Here is a 23488-nt window from a genome sequence, read left to right on the forward strand (position 1 = left end):
GGATTCTCCTTCCTGATACTGGTTTACCGTATTATAGCACGGGAAGTGTAATGCCACTATTCCGCACCGATAACCCGAATGATATCATTCGGATAAATATGTACGCCGCTCGCCTGCGCGAGGGCAATTCGTACCATGGCTCGTGCGATGACCGAAGCCGGGATGGCACGGTAAGGAGCGAGCTTGCCCGTCATCATGCCATCCAGTGCCTTCATGACAACTGTTGCAGCGGCTTCGCCAAAACGTCGTTCTGGCCTCGCACCCAAAATGAGCGACGGACGGAACAAATGGAGCGCCGGCAATCCAATAGCGGCAAGTGCCTCTTCCGCCTCTCCTTTGGTACGGTTGTAAAACACACGTGAATCCGGGTCGGCACCCATTGCAGAAATAGCGAGCATTTGCATTGCACCTGCTTCTTTGCCCAAGCGGGCAGCCAGAACCGGGTAGTCCAGATCCACCCTGCGAAACTGCTCCCTGGAGCCAGCTTTTTTCATCGTCGTCCCAAGACAGCAAACAACATCATCAGCCCCTTCAAAGGCGAACGCCGCCTTCTGCGGCTGCTCCCAGTCGATGAGTGTCTGCTCAAGCTTGGGATGCTTGATTTGTAGCAGACTTCTGCCTATAACCATGACGCGGTTATACTCCTTTTGTACCAGCAGCTCCCGCACAACATATCCCCCGACAAGCCCCGTTGCCCCTACAACGACCGCTTTACGTTCCATGATAGACCTCCTTTCTCCACCCTAACGCTCCTGCTCCTGCCATGATGCATCAGGTTAATTGAAACGGCTGTTCGTTTGCCTGCTTGCTTTCGGACGGACACATCGGCAAGTATAGGGAAAACGTGCTTCCCTTACCTTCCTCACTCTCCAGACGGATCAAACCGCCCAGCAAGCGCGAAAAATCGCGGCTAATGGACAGCCCCAACCCGGTTCCTCCATATTTGCGATTAATGGAACCGTTCGCTTGCTGAAATGCTTCAAAAATAATATGCTGCTGAGGCTCTGAAATACCGATACCTGTATCTTTCACCGCAATGACAACCCAATCCCCCTCCTGTCCCTTTCGATCCAGATGCTGTGTGCTGATTTCCAGCAATACACGTCCTTCATGAGTAAACTTAAAGGCGTTGGACAATAGATTACGCAAAATTTGCTGTACACGTTTGGGATCAGACCGAATTTCATCCGGTATATTTTCATGTGCCTTCAGGCTGAATTCAAGATTTTTTTCCTTGGCAGTGACTTCAAAATGCATCATCATCACCTGCGCAATCTCGCGTACATTAATCGGTTCATTTACAATTTCCATGCGCCCGGCCTCGACCTTGGACAGATCCAGAATGTCATTGATCAATTGGAGCAAATCATGCCCTGAGGCATAGATCAGCTCGCTATACAGGGATAGCTCGTCCTCATCCAGTTCCTTCCCCTGCTCGTTGATGATCTGCGCCAGATTAATAATGCTGTTCAGAGGTGTACGCAGCTCATGCGACATCGTTGCCATAAAATCCGATTTATATTGAGAGGCCATCATGAGCTGCCTGGCACGTTCCTCCAAAACAACCTTCGCCTCCTGCAACTCATTGCGCTGCTTCGATAGCAGCTGATTCGCCTGTTTAATCTGAGAATTGCGCAGTTGCTCCATCTGAAAATCACGCAAAATCAGAGCAAACAAAAAGCTGAGGACCACGCCGATAGGCAGTGTAAGAGGAACAACTTCCGCTACATAATAGTGCCAGGGAATAACGCCGAGGAAGGCAATATTTATCGTATTGACGATATTAACTGCTAAAATGGTCACCGACGCCTTAATAATCAGACGCCAGGTGGACCGACGCATCCAATAGTTCAATCCAGCGCACAGCACGCCCAGAATACTCATATTCAGGAAGCCAACCCACGCCGCCATATTCAAGCCGAAGGTAAATCTCGTAAGTCCGATCGCTACCCCAATGATAATAAGCGTATAGGAACGCGGATATACCAACGCCGCAATAATCAACGGAACGAAGCGCAGATCAAAGATCACCGTCTCACTAAAATTAAAACCAAAGCAAGAACTGATCCATCCGCCAAATACCACCAGCAGTACTGAGCTGATATATTTGAACCGTGAAGAGGTACGACTCAAGCCATATTTATAAATCACGTTTGCCACATAGGCAACAGCTATCAGCATCCCCAAATTGATTACAAACACTATTGAAAATTGCATGGACTCACACTCCCATAGCACAAAAAATTGGATGCCACGCCTATGCTAACCGCCTTTGCCTTTCTTGTAATCATAACATGAAGCTTCATCTTTCGACATGTCCCAAAGACACTCCATGGGTGCATAAAAAAAGCGAACCGCAGCGGCTCGCCCTTGTAGAGGTATCTCATATTTTAGCTTATGATGCCATTATTCCGGCGCCATTCCTTGACAAATAATTCGGCAATATAAGGGTCCCACTGACTCCCTTTTCCTTCCTCCAATATCATAACCGCCCTCTCCTCCTTCATACCCTTACGGTATGGACGATCCGACGTCATCGCATCAAATGCATCTGCTACGGCAATAATCCGTCCAAAAAGCGGGATATCTTTACCGGAGAGCTGGTCAGGGTATCCCTTGCCGTCATAACGCTCGTGGTGCGAACGCACGCCGGGCAAATAAGGGGCCATCGCATCAGCTGGCTCGACCCGGCGGAGAATGCTTTCTCCCATGACAGGGTGCATTTTAATCTGGTCAAATTCCTCGTCCGTCAGCTTGCCATCCTTGAGCAATACAGCATCAGGCACGCCGATTTTACCGATATCATGCAGTAAGGCTGTTTTACGCAACAAGTCGAGATCCGTTTCGTTCAAGCCACCCTTTCGCCCAATGAGTACAGAGTACTCCGCCACACGCAAAGAATGTCCCGCGGTATAGGCATCCCGCGCATCCAGTGCCGCCGCCAGGGTAGCAAAATAACTGTCCAATAGCTGACCGTTCTTTTCTTCCCGCTCCTTGAGGCCCTCGATCATCATGTTAAAGCCCTCGATCAGCTCCGCAAATTCGTCGGAATACAGGTCGCTGGCATTACTGTTCAATCGGCCTTCCTTTACTTCGTTCATTTTCTCCAGCAGGTGATGGATTGGCTGCTCGATCTCACGGGTCAGCAGCCTTCCTCCCAGATAGGCAAAGGCCACACCAAAAATTAAAATCGTCCCCGCCCATAGCCAGTAGGAGCTGGAATGCGTCGCCTCCGATCGCTCCAACCGAATCTGTGTAGCTAGACAAAATAAAAACAGCGGAAAAGCACCAATCAACGTCGCGCTCAGTTGGAACTTATGACGGAGCGATAACAGCACACGCCCCCGCAGTGACAGATTCAGACCATATTGCTGATGGGTCTGTTCCTGCAGCTCCTCAAGCAACGGCCGGATCGCTCTCATCGTCAGGAAAAATTCAACCAGCGCGTGCATGGAAGCAACCAGACAAGCTCCTATACAAGCAATTCCTACATAATAAAAAGGAAAGGTAAGCTGTCCGGTATGTATCATCCATAGGGCCATACCTGCTGCCGGGATGGAAAACCCCAACAAATGCGGCCCAATAATACGTAAAACCGACAAATTAGGCAGATGGTGAATTCGTACATACACCGCTTCTGCATCCTTGAATGTTGTTGATTCGCTGTAAAAAAAACGACGAACCGGTTTCAAATGCATCCGGAACGCCATGACTTCACAAGCAATCATAATGACACTTGAAATTACAATAATTTTCGCAAGTCCGTGAAATTCATACCAGGCTACATTTAACGTGGAAAATACGAAAATCGCACCTACCAATAATACAGCGGTAAACGAACCTATAACATAGTTCAGGATAACATGCTGAATAAAGCGCTTATAGATCGGCAAATTGCTACCCCTCTTTTCATCCGTACGCTCATATAATATCTTGTTTATTCAATATCGGAGTCCAATCGTCAAAAGTTAACCTTCTTTGCCAACAAAACAACCACATATCCGATGATACGCGGTTTTCGTGATTACCAAAAAGACCCCTTGTGTTTTAGAATCATTCTTGCTATACTGTTAAAGTATGTATTAACCCCATAGGATTCCGCGCAACAAGCTACACTCCTAATACCGCATGGAGCTTCTCCAAATTTTATGTATAACCCTAATGTAGAATTTTGAGCTTTTGCCAAAAGATTTTCACATTCACACTGGCGCGGTCATCGGAGCCGCAAGGACGAAAGAGAGGTAGGGCTTTTGTCGTTTGGAAAATGAACAGTGGAATCAGACTGCCCCTTATGAACATGCTGACCATATTATGCTAGGCAGCAGGGGTTGAATATATATTATGCCGTCAAACGATGAAGTTTGATCAGGCCATGCAGTCTACTAGGCTGCACCCAATCCTCCGGATGATCCCCGGAGGATTTTTAATTGATATTTTTCATTAATATAGGTGTATTTGATTCACCACTTGAGTCTGTGCATGAACAAAAAAGTGGCCCTGCCGATACATCGGCAGGGCCTATAGCTTGATCAAAAAGGGGTTAATACGGTCATTATAGTCTCGCTTTCTTAAAATTAAATGATATGCACCTTAAAAACTCATTAATTTTCCAGTTAAAAATATCTGTGAATTTTGTTAACCCTTCACCTGCTAATAATTCGTCCAATATTCTGTATTGTCCGGCGGTGTCGTTGGTGTATTGGAACGACCTGTCTCCATTGGAGTACGCCTATGGACCGAAGGCCGCTCCCATCCTTCCAGTAAAATTACATGTTGGGTACCTGTGTTATTTTCCCATGTAATATAGCGCTCTTGTTCCATATGTCGCAAGGCGGCTGTAATTTCAGTGTCTCGCTTGCCCGTTTTAATAGTTAATTCCGTCATCGTCGGCATATGGCGATGCTGGGCAAAATAATTATACAAAATACGTAACAGCTTTCGTTCCAAATCAGGTAGCATCTTCTTTCCTCCCTTTCCAGGTTCCCGGCCAGCCATTGACCGGGATGATGATCATAAAGAACATATGTTCTCATTATAACACATAAAAATGCACCCTCCTACTGGAAGATGCATTTGGGCTTGTATGCCCATGCCAAGTTCAATTTTTTTCCTTCTCCTCACGGGCGACAGAACGCAGCCACCAGACGATTCCCCCAACGCTTCCCAGTGCCAGAACCGTCAGGGAAATAATATAAAACAAATGAAATGCACGATCACTCATGGCAATCGCCTCCTTACTTTATGTATACACTTTCCAGCCAAGAGTGTAAACCTCTTTTTGGCCTTCCACTCTATTTTTACCAAATTCGCGACATAAAATATCTGCCTGAGTTCTATTGATCTCATTATCGTCATTCTGATCATTGTTTTGCTCGTGAGAAGACGCAGATAAACTTGGCTTAGACATCCCACCGATAAAAAAGGAATACAAAAAAAGCCTTCGGCATATCACCGAAAGCCTTTATTCATCTGAGGTTCTAAGGCTGAATTACGCCTTACTCCTCTTGCTATATCTAATAAAAGCAATCACAAGCGCTACGGCAAACAATATTCCGCTGACTACCCATGTTGTCAGAAATGCCATACCCAAACCGACATTCGCCCCCATCGTCGGGTGCTTCATTGTATTCAACATCGAGCCCTGCATCATAAATATGGTACAAAATAAAACAACGGGCGCCAAAATAATCGTGCTTGCCGTCTTTCGGCTACCCGATACTGCGATCACACACAGTGCGGAGACCACCAGGATTATCCAATATAAAGCCGCTTCCCAAATCATTGAAGTGCCCACCTGTTCAACCTCTTTTCTATCCATTCATAAATGTCTCTTCTATTGTAACAGACGTCACACAGTGAACCAAGCCATTTTTGATTAGAGAAGGGGTAATTCCCACGGACAACGTAAATAATATATAGTAGTAGAAGTCCTCTATCAAAGACATGAAAGGAAATGATCCCATGAGAAGTGCAAGCCCTTATATCATTGTAAACGACGTACAGCAGACGGTTGATTATTATCAATCCGTATTAGGTGGAACAATCAAAGTGCTGAATAAGCATGAAGGCAAGCTTTTACACGCTGAGTTGCATCTCGGTAACAGTCATATTCATTTTTCCGATTCCTACGGTAAGCCGCTGAAAGCACAGCATGTACAAATCATTCTCGACTGTGAGAGTGAGGAGGAGCTTAAGAACGCTTACCACGCATTTGCCGAAAAAGGGACGATCACCGTGGAACTGCAGGATACCTTCTTTGGTGCGCTGCATGGCCAAGTAACGGATCACCTGAATCAGATTGAATGGGTAATGAACTATTTCAAGAGATGAGCACGTTCAGCAGCCATGACCGAATACGTCTTGTAGCCGCCATCAACGTTTCTTACCGAATAACCGGATTGAGCCAAAATTCTGGCCGCGATATAGCCGCGTAAACCGACCTGGCAAGATACAGCGATCTCCCGATCACGAGGGATTTCCGACATCCGATCTCTAAGCTCAGGCAAGGGAATATGAATAGAACCTGGAATGGCTCCAGCCTGTAGCTCCACTTTATCCCTGACATCTATAATGACACCGCCATTGCGGTGAAAATCGTCAACTTCATGCCACTGTAATGTTTGGACCAGCCCATCCATGATATTGGAAGCCACGTAACCAGCCATATTCACAGGATCCTTGGCCGAAGAATAAGGAGGCGCATAGGCAAGCTCAAGGTCAGCCAGCTCACGGACATTCAGATTGCCACGAATAGCTGTCGCAATGACATCAATCCTTTTATCTGCTCCATCGGCTCCAACCGTCTGGGCTCCGTAAATCACGCCAGTCTCTGGATTAAACAGCAGCTTGATCGCAATGGGCGATGCCCCGGGATAATAACCTGCATGCGAACCGGGATGAATATGAATCGCTGTATAGGGAACGCCCAGCCCCGACAATGTTTTTTCGTTATTTCCTGTAGCAGCTGCGGTCAATGCAAACACCTTAATGACGGATGTTCCAAGCGCGCCATCATAGAAAATCGCCTGACCATTAATGTGATCTGCCGCCAAACGCCCCTGCCGATTGGCTCCCCAAGCCAGCGGCACCATGGTTGCAAACCCATGATTGCGGTCTTTGACCTGGATGGCATCCCCTACCGCATAAATGGACGGATCGCTGGTTTGCAGCTGGGCGTTAACCTGAATCGCCCCGCGAAAACCAAGCTCCAATCCGCTTTGCTTGGCCAGCTCATTTTCAGGAACCACACCAATCGCCAGAATAACCATGTCTGTCTGAAGTATATCACCGGAGGTCAAACGGAGCCGTGTACCCTGGCCTTCAAAAGCCGCAACTCCTTCCTCCAAACGTATTTCTACCCCGTTCAGCTTCATATGCTGCTCTACCAGCTTGGCCATTTCAGGATCTAGCGGATTCAGGACTTGCTGTCCCATGTCCACAAGGGTCACCGCAAGGCCGCGTTCCCGCAAATTGTCGGCCATCTCCAGCCCGATAAATCCGCCACCAATCACCGTGGCATGTTTTGGCTGGCTTTCATCTACATATGTCTTAATGACATCCGTGTCATGAATATTTCTTAGCGTAAATACATTCGCAGCTTCATGCAATCCGGGAATGTCCGGGATCATCGGCTTGGCTCCCGGCGACAATACCACAATGTCATACGGCTGCTCCCCCGTCTCGCCTGTCGTTACGTCGCGGAAACGGACGAGCTTATGCTCGCGGTCTATTTGTACCACTTCGTTCAGTACCCGCACGTCTATATTAAAGCGTTCTCTAATCCCTTGGGGTGTCTGGACAAACAGCTTCTCACGCGTCTGAATCGTCCCGCCAATATAGTAAGGAAGACCGCAGTTCGCAAAAGAAACATGCTCTCCGCGCTCAAACAAAATAATCTCGTCTTCCTCATTCCATCTGCGTAATCTCGCCGCAGTAGAAGCCCCACCTGCTACCCCGCCAATAACAACTATTTTTCTACCCATTCCCTCGCCTCCTTATATACCCTATAGGGTATAATATATACCTACAGGGGTATGTTGTCAACGCAAAAAAAGGTGGAGGATATCCCCCACCTCAGCTTCAATCTGAATAGGTTGCAGGTCATTTAGGCGTACAGATCATGGATTTCTTGATTGAAAAGGGGATGCTTAAGAAAGGACGCCGCTCCTTCTCCCATAAATGCCTGGATTGGAGTGAACGGCGCCACCACTTGGTCGGGGCCTTGGGGAGTGCCCTTTTGGATGGAGAGCTATCAATTCATATAAGTGCCACCATTCACATTTATCGATTCCCCGGTTATAAAGTCTGACATCTTCGAAGCCAAAAATAATACCGTATCAGCTACGTTTTCGGGAGTACCCAGCTTCCCAAGCGGTATCCGGGCGATGGCTTGCTGACGATATTCCTGTGTCCATTGTTTGCTCATATCGGTATCAATCGGGCCAGGGCACACGGCATTTACGTAAATATTGTGCCTGGCCATCTCCAAGGCCAAATGCTGGGTTAAATAATTCACTCCCGCTTTAGATGCTCCGTACGACGGTGCCGCATTCCGATGGGGAGTTTTGGCAGTCGTAGAAGTCACATTTACAATTTTCCCATAATTATTTTCAATCATATGGGGTAATACAGCCATGCACAAATATAACGTACCGTTCAGATTCACATCCAGCACCTTTTGCCAATCCTTAGTATCCATTTCCAGGGTTGAGGTACGCATGTTGATCCCTGCATTGTTCACCAAGATATCTATGCAACCAAAATGTTCAATAGCGGTATGGGCCACTTTATGGGCAGTCTCTTTATCCGAGACATCTCCTGTACAGATGACGCATGTCTGACCCAGCGCATTCACTTCCGCTGCCAGATCAAGCAGCAGGTCTTCACGGGTCCCGTTAATAACAAGGGAGGCCCCCTGTTCGGCTAGTGTGAGTGCTATAGATCTGCCGATCCCTCTGCTGGCTCCGGTCACAACTGCTATACGCCCCTCCAAGAGCATCATGGGCCACTCCTCCCTTTCCATTTCTATGTTTTAACAAGGTTAAATTTTCACCTTAATAACCATTTTTTTCACGTGCTCGGTCTGGCCGGAACGAATGCATGCCTGATGGCCATCCTCGGGGAAAAACACAGCAAACTGGCCTGCACCTAGCTGCAATGAACTGCCCGGACTCACTGAGGATTCGTAGTTGATCTTATCCTTATCCGCTACATAATCAGAGCCCCCCGTGAGCTGGTCGAGCGGTGCATAATTAATTTGCTCCCTGCCTGACACTATATATTGGATGTCGATATATTCACGGTGACTTTCCCAGCGGCATTCAGCCTCGGGCTTAGTATCATACTCTTGCACCAGCACATAAACCTGCTGACCGTCTATCTCATATTTCCCTTCTGCAAGCTCTGAGAGCGGTGTTTGCTGTAGAAATAAGAAAGCCTGCTCAAACTGCGGGTAGATACGACGGTATCGCTCCTCCTGTTCCAATCTGGCCACGATCATGGGAACAACCTCCTTTGCTGCACGTGATTATCTACTCTCTACAAATGGCTCGGTAATAACAACGTACTTGATGGCCTGTCGGAAGTAGGTAAATGCGATATGGATCTTCCCGTCTTTGGATTGCTTGATGGAAGGGTACGAATATTCCCGATTCAGCTTTTCCCTGGAGTTATTCGTCATGGCATAGCCGTCCCCTACCTCAATATTTTTGACTTCCGACCAGGTGAGCCCGTTATCTTTGGAAATGGCAACGGTCATTGGCGCTCTCGGTGCTCCCCAGAAGGCCTGACGCTCCTCGGCTGCCGAAACAGTGACAGGCTCAACAACTGCTTCCTCCTCCTCATCTTCAATTTCATCATACAACGAAGCTCTGCGCTCCATGGATTCATTCGCACTGATGTTATTAAAAACTAGTGCCAGATGGCCGTTGTCCAGTTTCGTAAATTGAATTGACGAATTGTTGTTGGGCAGTGAGGTCGGCTGTGGACTGCTCCATGTTCTTCCGTGATCCACGGATTCACTTTGGTAGATATAATCAGCCCAGCGGCTACGGAAAAGTGCAATCAGCCTGCCGTCATCCAATTTTTCGATATTCATATGGACACAACCCAAGCTATCCGGCACGCTGGCCTCTGTCCAGGTTCGACCTTGATCGGAGGAAATTTTCACCGCGCTTACATCTTTATTTCCCGTCCACTTCTCGCCGGGATTCGTGTAGCAATACCAGATAGGCAACAGCCAGTCTCCATTATCCAGCACCGTGATCGGCTGTCTAATAAAAGTACCGGGCGTATCGAACAACGTACCGATATCTCCCCAAGTGTAACCTTCGTCCTCGGAGATCCGGTAACGAATAATTGCCGTGTCCTGGTTGCCGGATTTTTGCGCTGTATATAACAGCCACAGCTTGCCGTCAGGAGCGGAAAAGAGAACTGGATTTTGTTCCGAACGCGTCGGATCGTCAGATAGTTTAATAGGCTCCGTCCATTCCTCCGCTCCTTTATTCAATCTGGACAGATAGATAGAAATATCAGGTATCCCTTCCTGGGTACCGGCAAACCATACGCATAACAAGTCGCCGTTATCCAATGGCAGCAGGTTGGCCGCATGATTTTGTATGGCATCCGAAGGAATAAAAGCGTCTTTGCGATATGTTTCGTTGCCTGCCTGCGTAACTTTATAATGAAAGGCAGCTTTTTCCTGCTTGTTATTCATTTTGAATCCTCCCTGTTTCTAATTCTCGTTTATGATTTCCGTCTCAGGAGACTTTTCGCTTTGTTGGGGCTTACCAATGAACCGATCAATCAACATCACAATCAGCGGTGTCACAACAGCAATGTACATATTATCGATTCCGTAAGGATCACCCAGCAAGTACCATATGGTTGTGCCTAAAGCGGACATGGAAAGCCCAATGGTTGCTCCACGATTGGAACTGAACATTGGCAGGAAGAAGCCCATTCCCGCAACAACGGCAATAGATGCACGCAACGCGCGGGTAAAGAAGGAAAGCGACAGCAATTCCGGGGCAAAAGCCACGCCCAGCAACGGAATGATTCCTACCACAATACAGATGATCCGCGTCATTTTCAATTGCTTTTCTGGAGTAACCTCCTTCATTCTCGGGAGTACAAAATCATCCATTAACAACGTTGTCGTTGAAAGGGCTACGGTTGACACGCCTACAAAAATGGAAGCTACCAGTGAAGTGGCAACAATCGCACTGAGTATCGGATTCATATGCTGCAAGAACACGGGAAACGCATAAATCGGATCAATATCCGGGTACAAATAGCGCGCACATACACCGATGATGGATACAGCCAAACCAAGCGGAAGAAACAGCAGACCGGCATAGATAGTAGCACGCTTGGCTGCTTTGGCATTTTTGGCAGACGTAACGGCCTGAATAATGAATTGGGTTGAAAAGATCGCCCCCATCGTACCGATGATCCATGCGATAATTTTGCTCGTTCCGATGGTGCCGTCCCAGGTAAAATAGTGTTCAGGCAGCGCGAGTTGCATTGGCTTTAAACCGCCAGTCATATACAATGCAATAAACGCGGTAAGCAAAATACCCGCATATTTGAAGGTCGAGTGAATCATGGTGATCCATGCCACGCCCTTCATCCCGCCAAACGTAAAGTAGATGGTGCTGATAATCATCGTAATGATGGCACAAGTCATAATCGGAATTCCCAAAATGGAAGAAATAGCCGCTGCCCCGCTCAGATAATTCCCCAAATTGACGACCAGCAGAGACACAATCATAATAATGGATACGACCGTTTTGGTGGATGGACCAAACTTCTCACGCACGATCCCGGAAATGGTATAATGGCCTGTATTATAAAACCTGCTGACCAGAAAGAAAGCGAATAGGAAAAAGCCGATAGATCCCGCCAAAAGTGACCATGAAGAAGCTATACCATGTGTAAATGCGGATTCTGCAGTGCCTATCGTCGATTTGGTTCCGATAAACTCGGACATCATCAAGACACCAACGACAATAGCGGGTAAAGATTTGGCTGCATTATTAAACTCAGAACTGGATTTACTACGCATTTTAAAAGTCAATATGGTTGTAAAAACGATATAGACAGCAATTACGATCAATATAAAAAGTATCGTACCTGCGCTTAAATTTTCCATCTGAAGGCTCCCTTCATGCTCCAAAATACTTAAAAATCAAATTATAAGCGCTTTCATTTCCTGAAATGAACCGGCAGCAGCCGGATCATCAGGTCCTATTCGCATCTCTCGTACTCGTATTATTTGGGAGATAGCTCTACAGCCGACGCTATGGCAGCCAGCATACTTCTTTCGTCAGCAACATTTTTGCCGGCAATATCAAATGCTGTACCATGATCCACCGAAGTGCGGATGAAACCGCCTTTTAGCCCGACTGTGATATTGACGCCTTCTTCCAGCCCCAGCACCTTGATCGGGACGTGCCCCTGGTCATGATAACAAGCGATAACGATATCGAAATCTCCGCGTACAGCACGGAAGAACAGTGTATCTGCCGGATGTGGGCCGCTGGCATTGATCCCTTCCTGTACCGCTCTTTCGATGCCCGGAATCAGTTTCTCTTCTTCTTCCCCTTCACCGAACAGACCATTTTCCCCGGCATGCGGATTAATACCGCATACAGCAATCCGAGGGTTTTCATAGCCTGCTCGTACCAGCGTATCATGCGCCAACCGAATGACATTGTAGGTTCGCTCCGGTGTGATGATATCAATTGCCTTTTTTAAACCCACATGAGTAGTCAAATGAATAACCTTGAGCTTGGGAGACGACAACATCATGGAGTAATTTTGGGTATCCGTCAGTTCGGCAAAAATTTCAGTGTGGCCAGGATATAAATGGCCTCCTTTATGCAAGGCTTCTTTATTTAACGGAGCCGTACACACGGCCTGCAATTGATTGGATAGAGCCAATTCAACTGCCTTCTGGATAAATTGAAACGCCGCATCTCCCGCTTCTGCCGAAACCTCCCCTTGCTTCAGATGATCCGGCAGTAAATCCAGATCATAACAATCGATGACACCGCGTGTAAATTGACATTCCTCTATACTGTTCACTTTGTTGAGCACAAGTGCTGCACCCGTCTGATCGATGGCCCGAAGCATGCTTTTGGCATCTCCGATGACAACCGGGCTGCACTGCTCATAGACCTGTTCATGCAGGAGTGCTTTGACGATAATCTCTGGTCCTACTCCTGCTGCATCCCCCATGGTAATACCGATAATTGGCTTGCCCACGCTTACACACCTCCCTGAAGTTTGTCGATGACATGTTCCAAAGTCTTATCCGAGCCAAAATTCCCTGCTTTTGTGACAACATACATTTGGTTGGCAATGGATTGGCCCAACAGCACACCCGGTTCCAGTTCCTCCACCAATTCAATCTCCTGGATATCCAAATGCTCCAATACCTGATATGCCGTATCACCACCTGTAAGAAACAATTTCTTGATTTCAAGCTCTTCAACTATTTTTTTGGTTAATATGCCCAGACCAGTGGAGATTGCGTCACTGATTTGGATAGGAGTCATGCCTAGTTGTGCTCCCGTCTCTCTGGTTTCTTTCATGTTGTCGGACGCTACAATGACGACATTTTTACCGTTGGACAGGCCGATGGATGCTTCTCTGTGTACACGTTCCATCTCTTGTTGTCTTTCATGACCTTCTGTCAGTACCTTTTCCGAGCGAACCTCCACTCGGTGTGCACGTCCGCTATCCATCAGGTGTTGGAGCTGAGTACGTCCCATTTTACTAACGCTTCCTATAACCAACAGAACAGGCTGTGCTGTAAGCTGAATCGGTTTGACCATATGCTTCTCTTGAACCTGATAAGCTTTGGGTAGATGGTTCATCATCCCAGCCGAGCCGACCCAGACAATTTTGTACGGCAGGGCTGTAATCGCCTTCACCAGCATCTCCAAATCCTGTTCAATTACAGAATCGGAAACAATATACGTAAGCCCCTGCTCTTTGAACGCGTGCAATTTCTGTGAAATATAAGCCTCGCCCTGATCCAGATCTGCTTTGGACAAATGGCCGACACGGTGGCCTGTTTGCTCTGCAATCAGGTCCACAACATCGGATTTCAATACAGGAGTTTTGGGGTCCCGGCTTACTTCGGTATGATGCAGCTTCCGGCCATTCAAGTGGTGTATTCGTTCAATAATTTGACGGCCATTTTTGGGATAACCGGGAGCGATCATAACAAAATCAGGTCGTATGACCTCATACATGGCGTTCAGTTCAGTACCGATATTGCCACGCATCGTGCTATCAATTTTTTTATAAATAATGTCAAAAGATTGGGTGTTCACGTACGTGCTGATCTCTTTTACAATGGCTGATGCCTGATCTGCGGGAAGAGAGCGACTGACCGTGTTAAACACGACGGCATCATAATCCGTTTCTTCGGAAAAGACCGGATTAATCTGAACGGAAACCTTCATTCCGTAACGAACCAACTGTCCCCCGCAATCATTTGCACCTGTAAGATCGTCGGCGACAATGGCAATTCTCACATAAATCCTCCCTTTAAACGTCAATCAGTTTGCGATAAATCTGTTCCATATCCTCAAGACTCAGCACCTTGGGATTGTTGTTTAGCAGCCTGGTCACCTCGGAAGCTGACTGTGCCAAGGCTTTCAGATCCTTCTCCTGCACGCCGTACTCTTTTAAATCTTGTGGAATGTTCAGTTTTGCGGTCCATTCCCGGATTTGTTCGATAACGCGCAGAGCTGCTTCTTCCGGTGATAGTCCTGTTGTATCAATTCCCATCGGCTCGGCAACGAGTGTCAGCCTTTCTACACAATGGTCCATATTAAATTCCATCACATGCGGCAGCAGCATCGAATTGGCTACCCCGTGAGGAATACCATATTTGCCACCCAGCGGGTAAGCCAGAGCATGAACAGCCGCCGTGCCTGCGGCAGTAAGCGCCATTCCCCCATAGGTTGACCCCAGCAGCATTTTTTCACGGGCCGAGATAGAAGCACCATCCTCATAGGCTTCAATAATGCTGGAGGAAATCAGCCGGATGGATTCCAAAGCGAACATATCACTGAAATAGTTGGCTTTATTCGATATAAATGACTCAATCGAATGGGTAAAGGCATCCATTCCAGTCGCAGCGGTGATCGGCTTTGGCAGCCCCTGTGTCAGCACCGGGTCGAGAATCACCAGCTGCGGAAGCAGATAGGAGCTGACAATGCCGATTTTCAATTCCTGATCCGGGATAGTAACAATCGCATTGGGTGTCACCTCGGACCCTGTACCCGATGTGGTTGGGATCAAGACCGTCGGAATGCCGGGATGCTCGACCAGATTCGTGCCCAGCATATCCTTGATCCTTTTGTCATTGGTCATAAGCACGGATAAAATTTTGGTCGCATCCAGCACACTGCCGCCGCCCAAGCCGATGAGCAGCTCATATTTGTGCTCCGAAAAAGCCGCAAAGGTTTCTTCAATATTCTGCTCCGTCGGCTCCGGTAAAATGGAGGTGCATACATCGAACAAAATGCCCTTGTCCGTCAATTGCTGCTCTATACTGCCGGTGTAGCCCATTTGCTGGAGTGCAGGCTGCGTCAGAATGAGCGCTCTTTGAATATGAGGATGAATCGCTGCCAGATGATCTGTCAGTTGCAATAATGTATTTTCACCAGCCAGAATACGGGCCGCCGTCTGAAATTGGTAAGTTGTTAGCATTGAGAACCTCCTATTTGGATTGATAATATTTCACAGCCGCTTCTATTTGTTTAAGCGCTTCTCCCTTGGCCTCCTGAATAGGTGCTTTGGGCGGACCTACCGGAATGCCGGATAATTCGACCGCCTTCTTCAATGAAGCGGGTATACTCGTCAGCCCGAATGTGTCACGCAAGGGTTGCAGTTCCTGCTGTGCGGTCTGTGCCTTATCGTTATCTCCGGCCTTCCAGTGATCGTAGATCGCCACGACCGTCTCCGGCAGCAGGTTGGCAGTAGCCGCCACGGCACCCGTGCCGCCCGCTTGAAGCGTTTGCAGAATAAGGGAATCCGTCCCTGCGATGACTGCAAAATTTTCATCACGTGTATGATCAATGTATTGCTTGATATTGTTAAAATCGCCGCTGCTGTCCTTGATGCCAATAATGTTCGGAACCTTGGCCAAACGAGCTACCGTTTCCGGAGTAAAGGAAAACCCTGTCTTGGAAGGGATGTTATATAGCAGTACCGGAATAGAGACCGAAGCGGCTACTTTGGTGTAGTGTTCCTCAACTTCCTCCTGTGTCGGAGGTATGAAGTAAGGTGTAATGACCGACAGGGCATCAACCCCCAACTGCTCCATGGCCTGCGAAAGCTCAATCACTTCCCCGGTACTATTGCCCCCGCTTCCCACCATTACAGGAACTCTACCGGCTGCTTCCTTCACTGCAATTTCAGCTATTCTCAGCTTTTGTTCGGTCGTAAGCACATGAAATTCTCCGTTGGTGCCCAAGGCAAAAATTCCATGTACGTTCGCATCAATCAAACGATGAATGAGTTGTCTCAACACAGGCTCGTTCACTGCTTCTTCTTTCGTAAAAGGAGTCAATAAAGCGGGGTATATCCCCTCAAAGTTAAGTAGCATGTATATCCCCCTGACGAATGTTTGTTAAGCGTTTACAATGAAATTGTAATTCATAGTGTTCTATTTAGCAACATAATTTATTTGTATTCCAAAAATAAATTTATACTGTTTCATATTGCAACAATTCTATTGTGTTGTTAGAACTTTTTTCGCAATAAAAACCCCCTAAAGCCGTATTGGACGAATTTTCAATGAATTCGTTCCGGCTTTAGGGGGCTGCAAATATAGCCTGGTATACTATTTTAATTTACGCCATAAGGTGGTCCGGTTAATGCCTAGTCTTTTGGCGGTATTTGTCTGATTTTCATTTTCCTCTATAAAAACCTTTCGGATAATGTCCTGTTCAATTTCCTCTAGCGTTCCCTGTAAATTTATTCCTGTCTCATACGTAATGTCGGCTGCATATAATTCAGTCTCCAGATCACGTGCTTCCACATATGCTGTATTCGTCTGCATGGCACACTGGTACATGGTTCTGCGTAATTGATCCACATTGCCCGGCCATGTAGATGCTCTAAGCAATTGTTCTGCCTCTGGCCGCAGCCCAACAATCTGCTTTCCGAATTTTTCATTGCATTCATGGATTAAAAGATTGGCAAGACGAATCATATCCTCGCCCCTCTCCTTCAAGTCCGGAATACGGATATGAAGCCGACCACAGAGTTCATATAACTGATAAAGAACGCTGTCTTCCTGAAAATCATTCTCGGGGGCCTTTGCCCATGACGTAATTAGCCTGGCTTTGGGCGCAGAGTCGAGTAACCACTGCAGCAGCATCTTCTGCTGTTCCGACGTAATGCAATCTATATTTTTAATATATAGAGTTCCATCCGGCAGTATCGTATTTTCTGCAAATAAACAGCTCCATTGCTGATCTGAAATTTGCAAAGCATCCACGATCAGCAGCGGCGCGTGGTGGCGTCGGCTTTTAAAATGGATATATTCAGCTATCAATTCCTTTTCCGTGCCTACTCGCCCTTGAATCTCAAAATGCTCATCCATTTCGGACAGCTTCAGAGACTCGTCGATTAATTTTTTCATGGGCTCTGACTTCACCATATCCATATGATTCATATAGGTCATATTCTTTTCAAATGGAAGGATCATCGTAACCCCTTCTATTTCCCGAAACTTCACGTCACTGCTGCTTTTGATCTGGAAGCTGTACAGCATGCGGTCCGATTGGTCCAGCCGCTCCCCCTCTACTTGCCAGCTATGCTGGTCTGTTCTGAATGTCCCTTGGAAAAAGCCCTTTTCCTTTAGTACAGAAAAAGCATTCCTTTCCTGGACCATCTGTTCGAAGGCTGCTGGATTCGGAGCAGAATTATTGGCAAATATAGATTTCCCGTTCTCGTCAAATACCACAAACCCGGTAGACGACTCCTTGACAATACGATGCGGCACTATAAATTCGTCCTTCAATCTCTCCATCAGTTCATGTATCTTCTTCGCATTCTGAAAAGCCTTTAGCACACTTTCTCTTCCTGATGTCAGGAGCACACCACTTAGTCCAAGCTGCTCAGCCTTGCCCACAGTCACTACATCACCGATAATCATCCTGTATCCCTCAGCTTTAAGGCGGACCAGTAATCCCTCAACGCTATCTTTATCCGTGACGTAAGTGGATATATCCATATCCATGACATCGCATACCGCAGCTGCACCGTGCGCAATTGGCGGAAAGCCGACAATCGCTGTTTTTTCATTGTAATTTTTAGTCAGTGTCAGCACCCGCAAAATATCATAGCCCGAGATTTCAATCTCTACTACCGGCACCAAAACTTCCTTTTGTATCATCTCAGCCGTACCGCCTCTGCTGATGATTACATTTACACCGTCTGCAACAGCCTTTTTAGCCAGTTTCAGTCCGGCCTGCAAATCCCCAACCTCTATTTCCAGGTCAAATTGCTCTTTTTCCGCCAGTTCGATCATCAGTTCTTTTAATCCTTCATACGGTGCAATTGCCAATACCTTCATTTGGTTCACCCCAGTACTCTCTCTTCTTCGCCTGACAGATTATATTTGCTATTGTAAGTTATACCTCAATGAGGTTCAAACAGGGCATTTCGTCCCTTTTCTTCGATACCTCATCACTCATGAAATCGTCCGTTCTCTCGAAAAAAATCCAGCATTTCGTTTAACGATTTTTGTGCTGAATGTACATGATATCGCGAAGAGTACGGGTCACTGAATCCATGTTGTCCGTTATATTGATTTACCCTGACATTGTGGTGATTATTTAAGGCTGAAATCAGCTCATCTACATCAAATGATGTTTCCTCCTGTGGGAAAAACAGCAGCGTTGGACATTGTGGAACCATCTCCAAATAATTTCGAATACGCGAGCCATAAAATCCTACAATTCCGTCAATACCTTTTTCTTCACTGCACAGCCAGGCAATCGTTGCCCCTACACTAAACCCGACGATACATATTTTTTTATAGCGATCTCGAATACTTGATAATAGGCTTTTAATTTGAGATGAAGCGTGGGCAAAACCTACATTTTCCACAAAATTAAGATAGGCAGCTTCTTCTTGCGAATAGTCAAAGGGGGTTCCTCTTCCCAGTAAATCCGGACAAATAACGTCATAACCCTGATCCGATAATAATTTGCACATATGCTGTATATGCTGGTTAATCCCGTAGATCTCGTGCAGCACAACGATTACGGTGTCCGACTTTTTATCCATGCGTATCATGTTGCACCCCTAACCAGGTTTGAATATGGGAAAACAAGTAGTTTGGATCGATTCCGCAAAAGATTTTATCAAGCAGTAACGCTTACAATAGGAACATTATATCGATTTCGGTGATGGTGGTACATATTGTTTTTACAAATTCAAAAGATGAAAAGCTTTATGCGTATGCTGTGAGAACAACATATTTCAATTCAGCAATATATAGATCGAAACGGTTTAGCTCGTCTATGTCTTGTACCTTTAGCGTTAGGATTCGAATTATGCAAAATGCTAATGTAACTATGCAGCAAAATAACTCCGTACTGGCTATAAACCAGCGGAGTTATTAGATCATCCAGCGTTTTTTCCTGCTCCTAGTTCTACACGAAATTCAAGCTGGTCTCGCCTAAAAATTTTACCCGCAATCCTGACCGATTCCGGTGTAATCTCCTCTACGACTCCCCCATAATCCTCAAATGCTACGCGTAACTCCTCATCAACGGACACGACGTATACATGCAACTGAACCAAAGCAGCTCCAAACAATTCCATGTCTGTCTTCAATACTTTAAATGTGCGATTCAAAACGATCACCTCAAATATTCCATTCGGTGAACCCTATATGGATTCCTTCTACGCTAGCCATTTCTGTGTATGTTATCCCTTGTTCCACCCAATTTTAATGCCGAGTACCTTTATAAATTATCGACGGCCTACGTTTCTTTGAAATTTAAATTCCATTATACATCTTATTTTGTAATATATAGGATTTAATGTTTGGACAATTCCCCCAACCCAGTTCTATAATTCATTTGTTATTACATATATTTAGGAGGAAGTCATGAAAAATATCATACTCAAAAAACTAGGAACAATAGTGTTAGCCCTACTCATTGGAGTTTCCGTGTTCTCATTGTTCCCTACAGTAACAAAAGCTGAGACTACAAATGTAACTTGGTCGAATGGTTCTTTAGTAAGAATTCTTGGGAATAACGGTGATGCTGACAAAGCAACTGTCGGGAAGACCTCAGGCAAATGGTTCTGGGAAGTAAGCGTAAATGATAATAGGTACGATTCTATAACTTTAATAGGAATTACTGGCGAAACAGGGACACTCCCCTCAACTTCATGGGATATAATGGCAAAATACGGAGTGGATGGTCAATTGTTAATTAGAACAAAAAACACATCAAACAATATTCTAAGAACTAATTATGGTGATATGTTTGGCGGCAATGACGTGATTGGTGTAGCTTTAGATTTGGACAACGACAAAGTCACATGGTATAAAAATGGGATTTCCCAAGGAACAAGCATTGCAAAACCTTCGGAGCTTGCTGGATCACAAGTGTTCCCACTAATCTACAATGGTAATGCATCAGAAAAAAAACTCACTGCTAATTTTGGCGCGAGTAATTTTAAATATCCTGTTCCTGAAGGATTTTTACCTTATCAAGATTCGGGCTCATCTACAACACCTGGTTCGTCTACTACACCTGGTTCGTCTACTACACCCGGTTCGTCTACTACACCTGGTTCGTCTACTACACCTGGTTCGTCCACAACACCTGGTTCGTCTACAACGCCTGGTTCGTCTACTACACCTGGTTCGTCTACTACACCTGGTTCGTCTACAACGCCTGGTTCGTCCACAACACCTGGTTCATCTACAACACCTGGTTCATCTACAACGCCTGGGTCATCGGATACAGATGGGTCCTCGCAACCAACTGGTGACCGCGCTATTCTAACTGTAACAATGGACAATGGATTTGATAAGGAATTCGATCTGAGTAAAAAAGAACTGAGTGCATTCATCGCTTGGTATGATGCCAAAGATGCTGGCAGAGGTGCTTCCTTTTTTGCCATTGACAAGCACAATAATAACAAAGGTCCTTTCAGCAATCGTAAGGACTACGTCATCTTTAACAAAATACTCACGTTTGAAGTAAGCGAATATTCAACGAAATAAACAACAAGAAGGACTCTATCCGGCTACAGCCAGTGGAGTCCTTTTTACATTTACTAGACTAAGGTTTGTAAACTGCTTGCCTTCGCCGCTTTTGTGCTGAATAAAATGGATGTACAAATTAAGCACAACGAAAATCCCTGTCACCCAAATTGAGATTAACGGGGATTGGACTTTATTTGGAGTATTCACTTACTTCAAACGTCAGGATACGATCGTACAGCATGTAATTCTTTATAAGTGAAACTCACCAGTTGCTAATCAGTAGAGTCCCTCATCCTTATTTCACAAAATTCCACCTTTGCTCCAGCCGCATGCCCATCTAACTGATACTTACCCATGATCTGCTCCTCGGATATCACTAGGGGTTAGATATTAGATATCAGTACCTTCTGCACACATTGCCATCGACCTTTAATCGGAATTATTGTTATTGCGTCCTTAGTTTTACACCCAAGTTCAGGGTAGCATGAACTCGAGAACTCCAGGGTATACTCAACTGCTGCTTGTTGGTTGGGTGTCGATGATTCAGGATAACACCTTTCGCTAAAAAAATAGCCACTAGTAAAATACAATTGATCTTCTAGCGAGTTCAATTATCCTACAACACCTACAGTAGTGGTTAAGCTCTTTTATACCTACAACATTAAAGCTCTATTACTCTTCGGATTTTTAATTCCATAACAACCCTTTTATTTGAATATATAGACATAAATGTTTAGACATTCCTGTAAACGAGTTCTATAATTCACTTGTTACTACATATATTTAGGAGGAAGTCATGAAAAATATCATATTCAAAAAACTAGGAACAATGATGTTAGCTCTACTCATTGGAGCTTCAGTGTTCTCCTTGTTCCCTACCGTTACAAAAGCTGAGACTAAAAACGTAACTTGGACAAATGGATCTTTAGTAACTTCTCTTGATGGGTCAGGAAAAAGCGACAGAGCGACAGTGGGGAAAACAAATGGGAAATGGTATTGGGAAGTAAAGGTAGACAATGTTGCTTCATTCGTAGGAATAACAGGTGAATCGGACAAACAATATCAAGCATTTTATGGGTATAGTGGTGATATTTGGAATAATATCAAATCACCAGTAAAGCTACCTTACAATTATGGTTTTGGAGCTGGTTACGTTATCGGCATTGCATTGGACTTAGATAACGATAAAATAGTTTGGTACGCTAATGGGGTTTCACGCGGAGCTAATCCCATTAAACCATCTGAACTAGAGGGGACCCAGATTTTCCCTCTGGTTTCAAGTGGAACTGGTTCGAAAATATCTTTTGAAGCTAATTTTGGAGCAAGCGATTTTAAATATCCTATCCCTGAAGGATTTCTACCTTATCAAGATTCGGGTTCGTCTACAACGCCTGGTTCATCTACAACGCCTGGTTCATCTACAACGCCTGGTTCATCTACAACGCCTGGTTCGTCTACAACGCCTGGTTCATCTACAACGCCTGGTTCGTCTACAACGCCTGGTTCATCTACAACACCTGGTTCATCTACAACACCTGGGTCGTCGGATACAGATGGGTCCTCGCAACCTACTGGCGACCGTGCTATTCTAACTGTAACAATGGACAATGGCTTTGATAAAGAATTCGATTTGAGTAAAAAAGAACTGAGTGCCTTCATCGCTTGGTATGACGCTAAAGATGCTGGCAGAGGTGCTTCCTTCTTTGCCATTGATAAGCACAGTAACAACAAAGGTCCTTTCAGCAATCGTAAGGACTACGTCATCTTTAACAAAATACTCACGTTTGAAGTGAGCGAGTATTCAATTAAATAAACAACAAGAAGGACTCTATCCGGCTAAAAGCCAGTGGAGTCCTTTTTACATTACTAGACTAAGGTTTGTAAACTGCTTGCCTTCGCCGCTTTTGTGCTGAATAAAATGGATGGACAAAAGAAGAGAAAAAGGGAACGGCTATCACCGCTCCCTGCACAACTACCGCTATAAAAACGGTCGACTTGGATTTATGATCAGAAATAGACCGCTAACCTTTGTCCGAAGGGCGATTTATTTCCGTTTATGGAAAGAAATTATTAGAACCACCAATGTTGCAAACTCACTCCAAAAAACATTTTAAGCACAACGAAAATCCCCGTCACCCAAATTGAGGTTAACGGGGATTTGGACTTTATTTGGAGTAAAGCTCTTTTGTACCTACAACATTAAATCTCTATTACTCTTCGATTTTT

The 23488-nt window shown here is 45.7% G+C and carries 21 protein-coding genes and 1 pseudogene; 4 read left to right on the forward strand and 18 right to left on the reverse strand.

Features of this window, described 5'->3' with window-relative positions:
- Positions 1–56: 56 nt before the first annotated feature.
- The 6 genes from KQI_RS0115360 to KQI_RS0115385 form a co-directional block, all read right to left on the reverse strand.
- Complete coding sequence (locus KQI_RS0115360) at positions 57–722, reverse strand: NAD(P)H-binding protein (protein WP_010347691.1); 666 nt, start codon at positions 720–722, stop codon at positions 57–59.
- A 49-nt stretch (positions 723–771) separates the two neighbouring features.
- Complete coding sequence (locus KQI_RS0115365; RefSeq protein WP_010347692.1) at positions 772–2217, reverse strand: ATP-binding protein; 1446 nt, start codon at positions 2215–2217, stop codon at positions 772–774.
- Positions 2218–2390: 173 nt separating this feature from the next.
- Complete coding sequence (locus KQI_RS0115370) at positions 2391–3893, reverse strand: HD-GYP domain-containing protein (protein ID WP_010347693.1); 1503 nt, start codon at positions 3891–3893, stop codon at positions 2391–2393.
- Between the two features lie 757 nt (positions 3894–4650).
- Positions 4651–4959 carry a LexA family transcriptional regulator gene (locus tag KQI_RS0115375; protein WP_010347694.1) on the reverse strand — a complete coding sequence of 103 codons (309 nt, stop codon included), beginning with the start codon at positions 4957–4959 and terminating at the stop codon, positions 4651–4653.
- 139 nt (positions 4960–5098) lie between these two features.
- Complete coding sequence (locus KQI_RS29530; protein ID WP_010347695.1) at positions 5099–5221, reverse strand: hypothetical protein; 123 nt, start codon at positions 5219–5221, stop codon at positions 5099–5101.
- 267 nt (positions 5222–5488) lie between these two features.
- Complete coding sequence (locus KQI_RS0115385; protein WP_010347696.1) at positions 5489–5818, reverse strand: hypothetical protein; 330 nt, start codon at positions 5816–5818, stop codon at positions 5489–5491.
- 143 nt (positions 5819–5961) lie between these two features.
- Here KQI_RS0115385 and KQI_RS0115390 point away from each other — a divergent pair, with 143 nt between their 5' ends.
- Complete coding sequence (locus KQI_RS0115390) at positions 5962–6330, forward strand: VOC family protein (RefSeq protein WP_010347697.1); 369 nt, start codon at positions 5962–5964, stop codon at positions 6328–6330.
- On the opposite strand, the gene KQI_RS0115395 is transcribed toward KQI_RS0115390, so the two are convergent.
- Positions 6315–7982, reverse strand: a complete 1668-nt coding sequence (locus KQI_RS0115395; protein WP_010347698.1) for a CoA-disulfide reductase — start codon at positions 7980–7982, stop codon at positions 6315–6317. The genes KQI_RS0115390 and KQI_RS0115395 overlap by 16 nt on opposite strands.
- A gap of 110 nt (positions 7983–8092) precedes the next feature.
- Between KQI_RS0115395 and KQI_RS29285 the strand changes: the two are divergent.
- Positions 8093–8260, forward strand: a pseudogene (locus KQI_RS29285) (transcriptional regulator); the annotation flags it as partial.
- Here KQI_RS29285 and KQI_RS0115400 read toward each other — a convergent pair.
- From KQI_RS0115400 to KQI_RS0115450, 11 genes are all read right to left on the reverse strand, one after another.
- Complete coding sequence (locus KQI_RS0115400) at positions 8252–9001, reverse strand: SDR family NAD(P)-dependent oxidoreductase (RefSeq protein WP_010347699.1); 750 nt, start codon at positions 8999–9001, stop codon at positions 8252–8254. The pseudogene KQI_RS29285 and the gene KQI_RS0115400 sit on opposite strands and share 9 nt — an antisense overlap.
- Before the next feature lie 39 nt (positions 9002–9040).
- Complete coding sequence (locus KQI_RS0115405) at positions 9041–9499, reverse strand: NanQ anomerase/TabA/YiaL family protein (protein WP_010347700.1); 459 nt, start codon at positions 9497–9499, stop codon at positions 9041–9043.
- Between the two features lie 27 nt (positions 9500–9526).
- Positions 9527–10714 carry a sialidase family protein gene (locus KQI_RS0115410; protein ID WP_010347701.1) on the reverse strand — a complete coding sequence of 396 codons (1188 nt, stop codon included), beginning with the start codon at positions 10712–10714 and terminating at the stop codon, positions 9527–9529.
- Between the two features lie 18 nt (positions 10715–10732).
- Positions 10733–12151 (reverse strand): sodium:solute symporter family protein, encoded by a 1419-nt coding sequence (locus KQI_RS0115415; protein ID WP_010347702.1) that lies wholly within the window; start codon positions 12149–12151, stop codon positions 10733–10735.
- A 119-nt stretch (positions 12152–12270) separates the two neighbouring features.
- On the reverse strand, positions 12271–13266 hold the full coding sequence (gene pdxA, locus KQI_RS0115420) for a 4-hydroxythreonine-4-phosphate dehydrogenase PdxA (RefSeq protein ID WP_010347703.1): 996 nt from the start codon (positions 13264–13266) through the stop codon (positions 12271–12273).
- A gap of 2 nt (positions 13267–13268) precedes the next feature.
- Positions 13269–14546: a four-carbon acid sugar kinase family protein gene (locus tag KQI_RS0115425; protein WP_010347704.1), complete on the reverse strand. Its 1278-nt coding sequence runs from the start codon at positions 14544–14546 to the stop codon at positions 13269–13271.
- A 13-nt stretch (positions 14547–14559) separates the two neighbouring features.
- Positions 14560–15729 carry an iron-containing alcohol dehydrogenase gene (locus KQI_RS0115430; RefSeq protein WP_010347705.1) on the reverse strand — a complete coding sequence of 390 codons (1170 nt, stop codon included), beginning with the start codon at positions 15727–15729 and terminating at the stop codon, positions 14560–14562.
- 10 nt (positions 15730–15739) lie between these two features.
- A complete protein-coding gene (dapA, locus tag KQI_RS0115435; protein ID WP_010347706.1) occupies positions 15740–16627 on the reverse strand; it encodes a 4-hydroxy-tetrahydrodipicolinate synthase in 888 nt (295 codons plus the stop codon).
- A gap of 237 nt (positions 16628–16864) precedes the next feature.
- On the reverse strand, positions 16865–18604 hold the full coding sequence (locus KQI_RS0115440; RefSeq protein WP_029390181.1) for a sigma-54-dependent transcriptional regulator: 1740 nt from the start codon (positions 18602–18604) through the stop codon (positions 16865–16867).
- A 113-nt stretch (positions 18605–18717) separates the two neighbouring features.
- Positions 18718–19329 carry a dienelactone hydrolase family protein gene (locus KQI_RS0115445; RefSeq protein WP_029390182.1) on the reverse strand — a complete coding sequence of 204 codons (612 nt, stop codon included), beginning with the start codon at positions 19327–19329 and terminating at the stop codon, positions 18718–18720.
- Between the two features lie 330 nt (positions 19330–19659).
- Complete coding sequence (locus KQI_RS0115450) at positions 19660–19902, reverse strand: hypothetical protein (protein ID WP_411830961.1); 243 nt, start codon at positions 19900–19902, stop codon at positions 19660–19662.
- A gap of 247 nt (positions 19903–20149) precedes the next feature.
- Between KQI_RS0115450 and KQI_RS0115455 the strand changes: the two genes are divergently transcribed.
- Together KQI_RS0115455 and KQI_RS0115460 are read left to right on the forward strand one after the other, a co-directional pair.
- Positions 20150–21280: an SPRY domain-containing protein gene (locus KQI_RS0115455; protein WP_010347712.1), complete on the forward strand. Its 1131-nt coding sequence runs from the start codon at positions 20150–20152 to the stop codon at positions 21278–21280.
- A 778-nt stretch (positions 21281–22058) separates the two neighbouring features.
- The gene (locus KQI_RS0115460) at positions 22059–23075 is read left to right on the forward strand and encodes an SPRY domain-containing protein (RefSeq protein WP_010347714.1); all 1017 of its coding nucleotides are present in this window, start codon (positions 22059–22061) and stop codon (positions 23073–23075) included.
- Positions 23076–23488 lie beyond the last annotated feature (413 nt).

This window comes from Paenibacillus peoriae KCTC 3763 (assembly GCF_000236805.1).
GTDB lineage: Bacteria > Bacillota > Bacilli > Paenibacillales > Paenibacillaceae > Paenibacillus > Paenibacillus peoriae.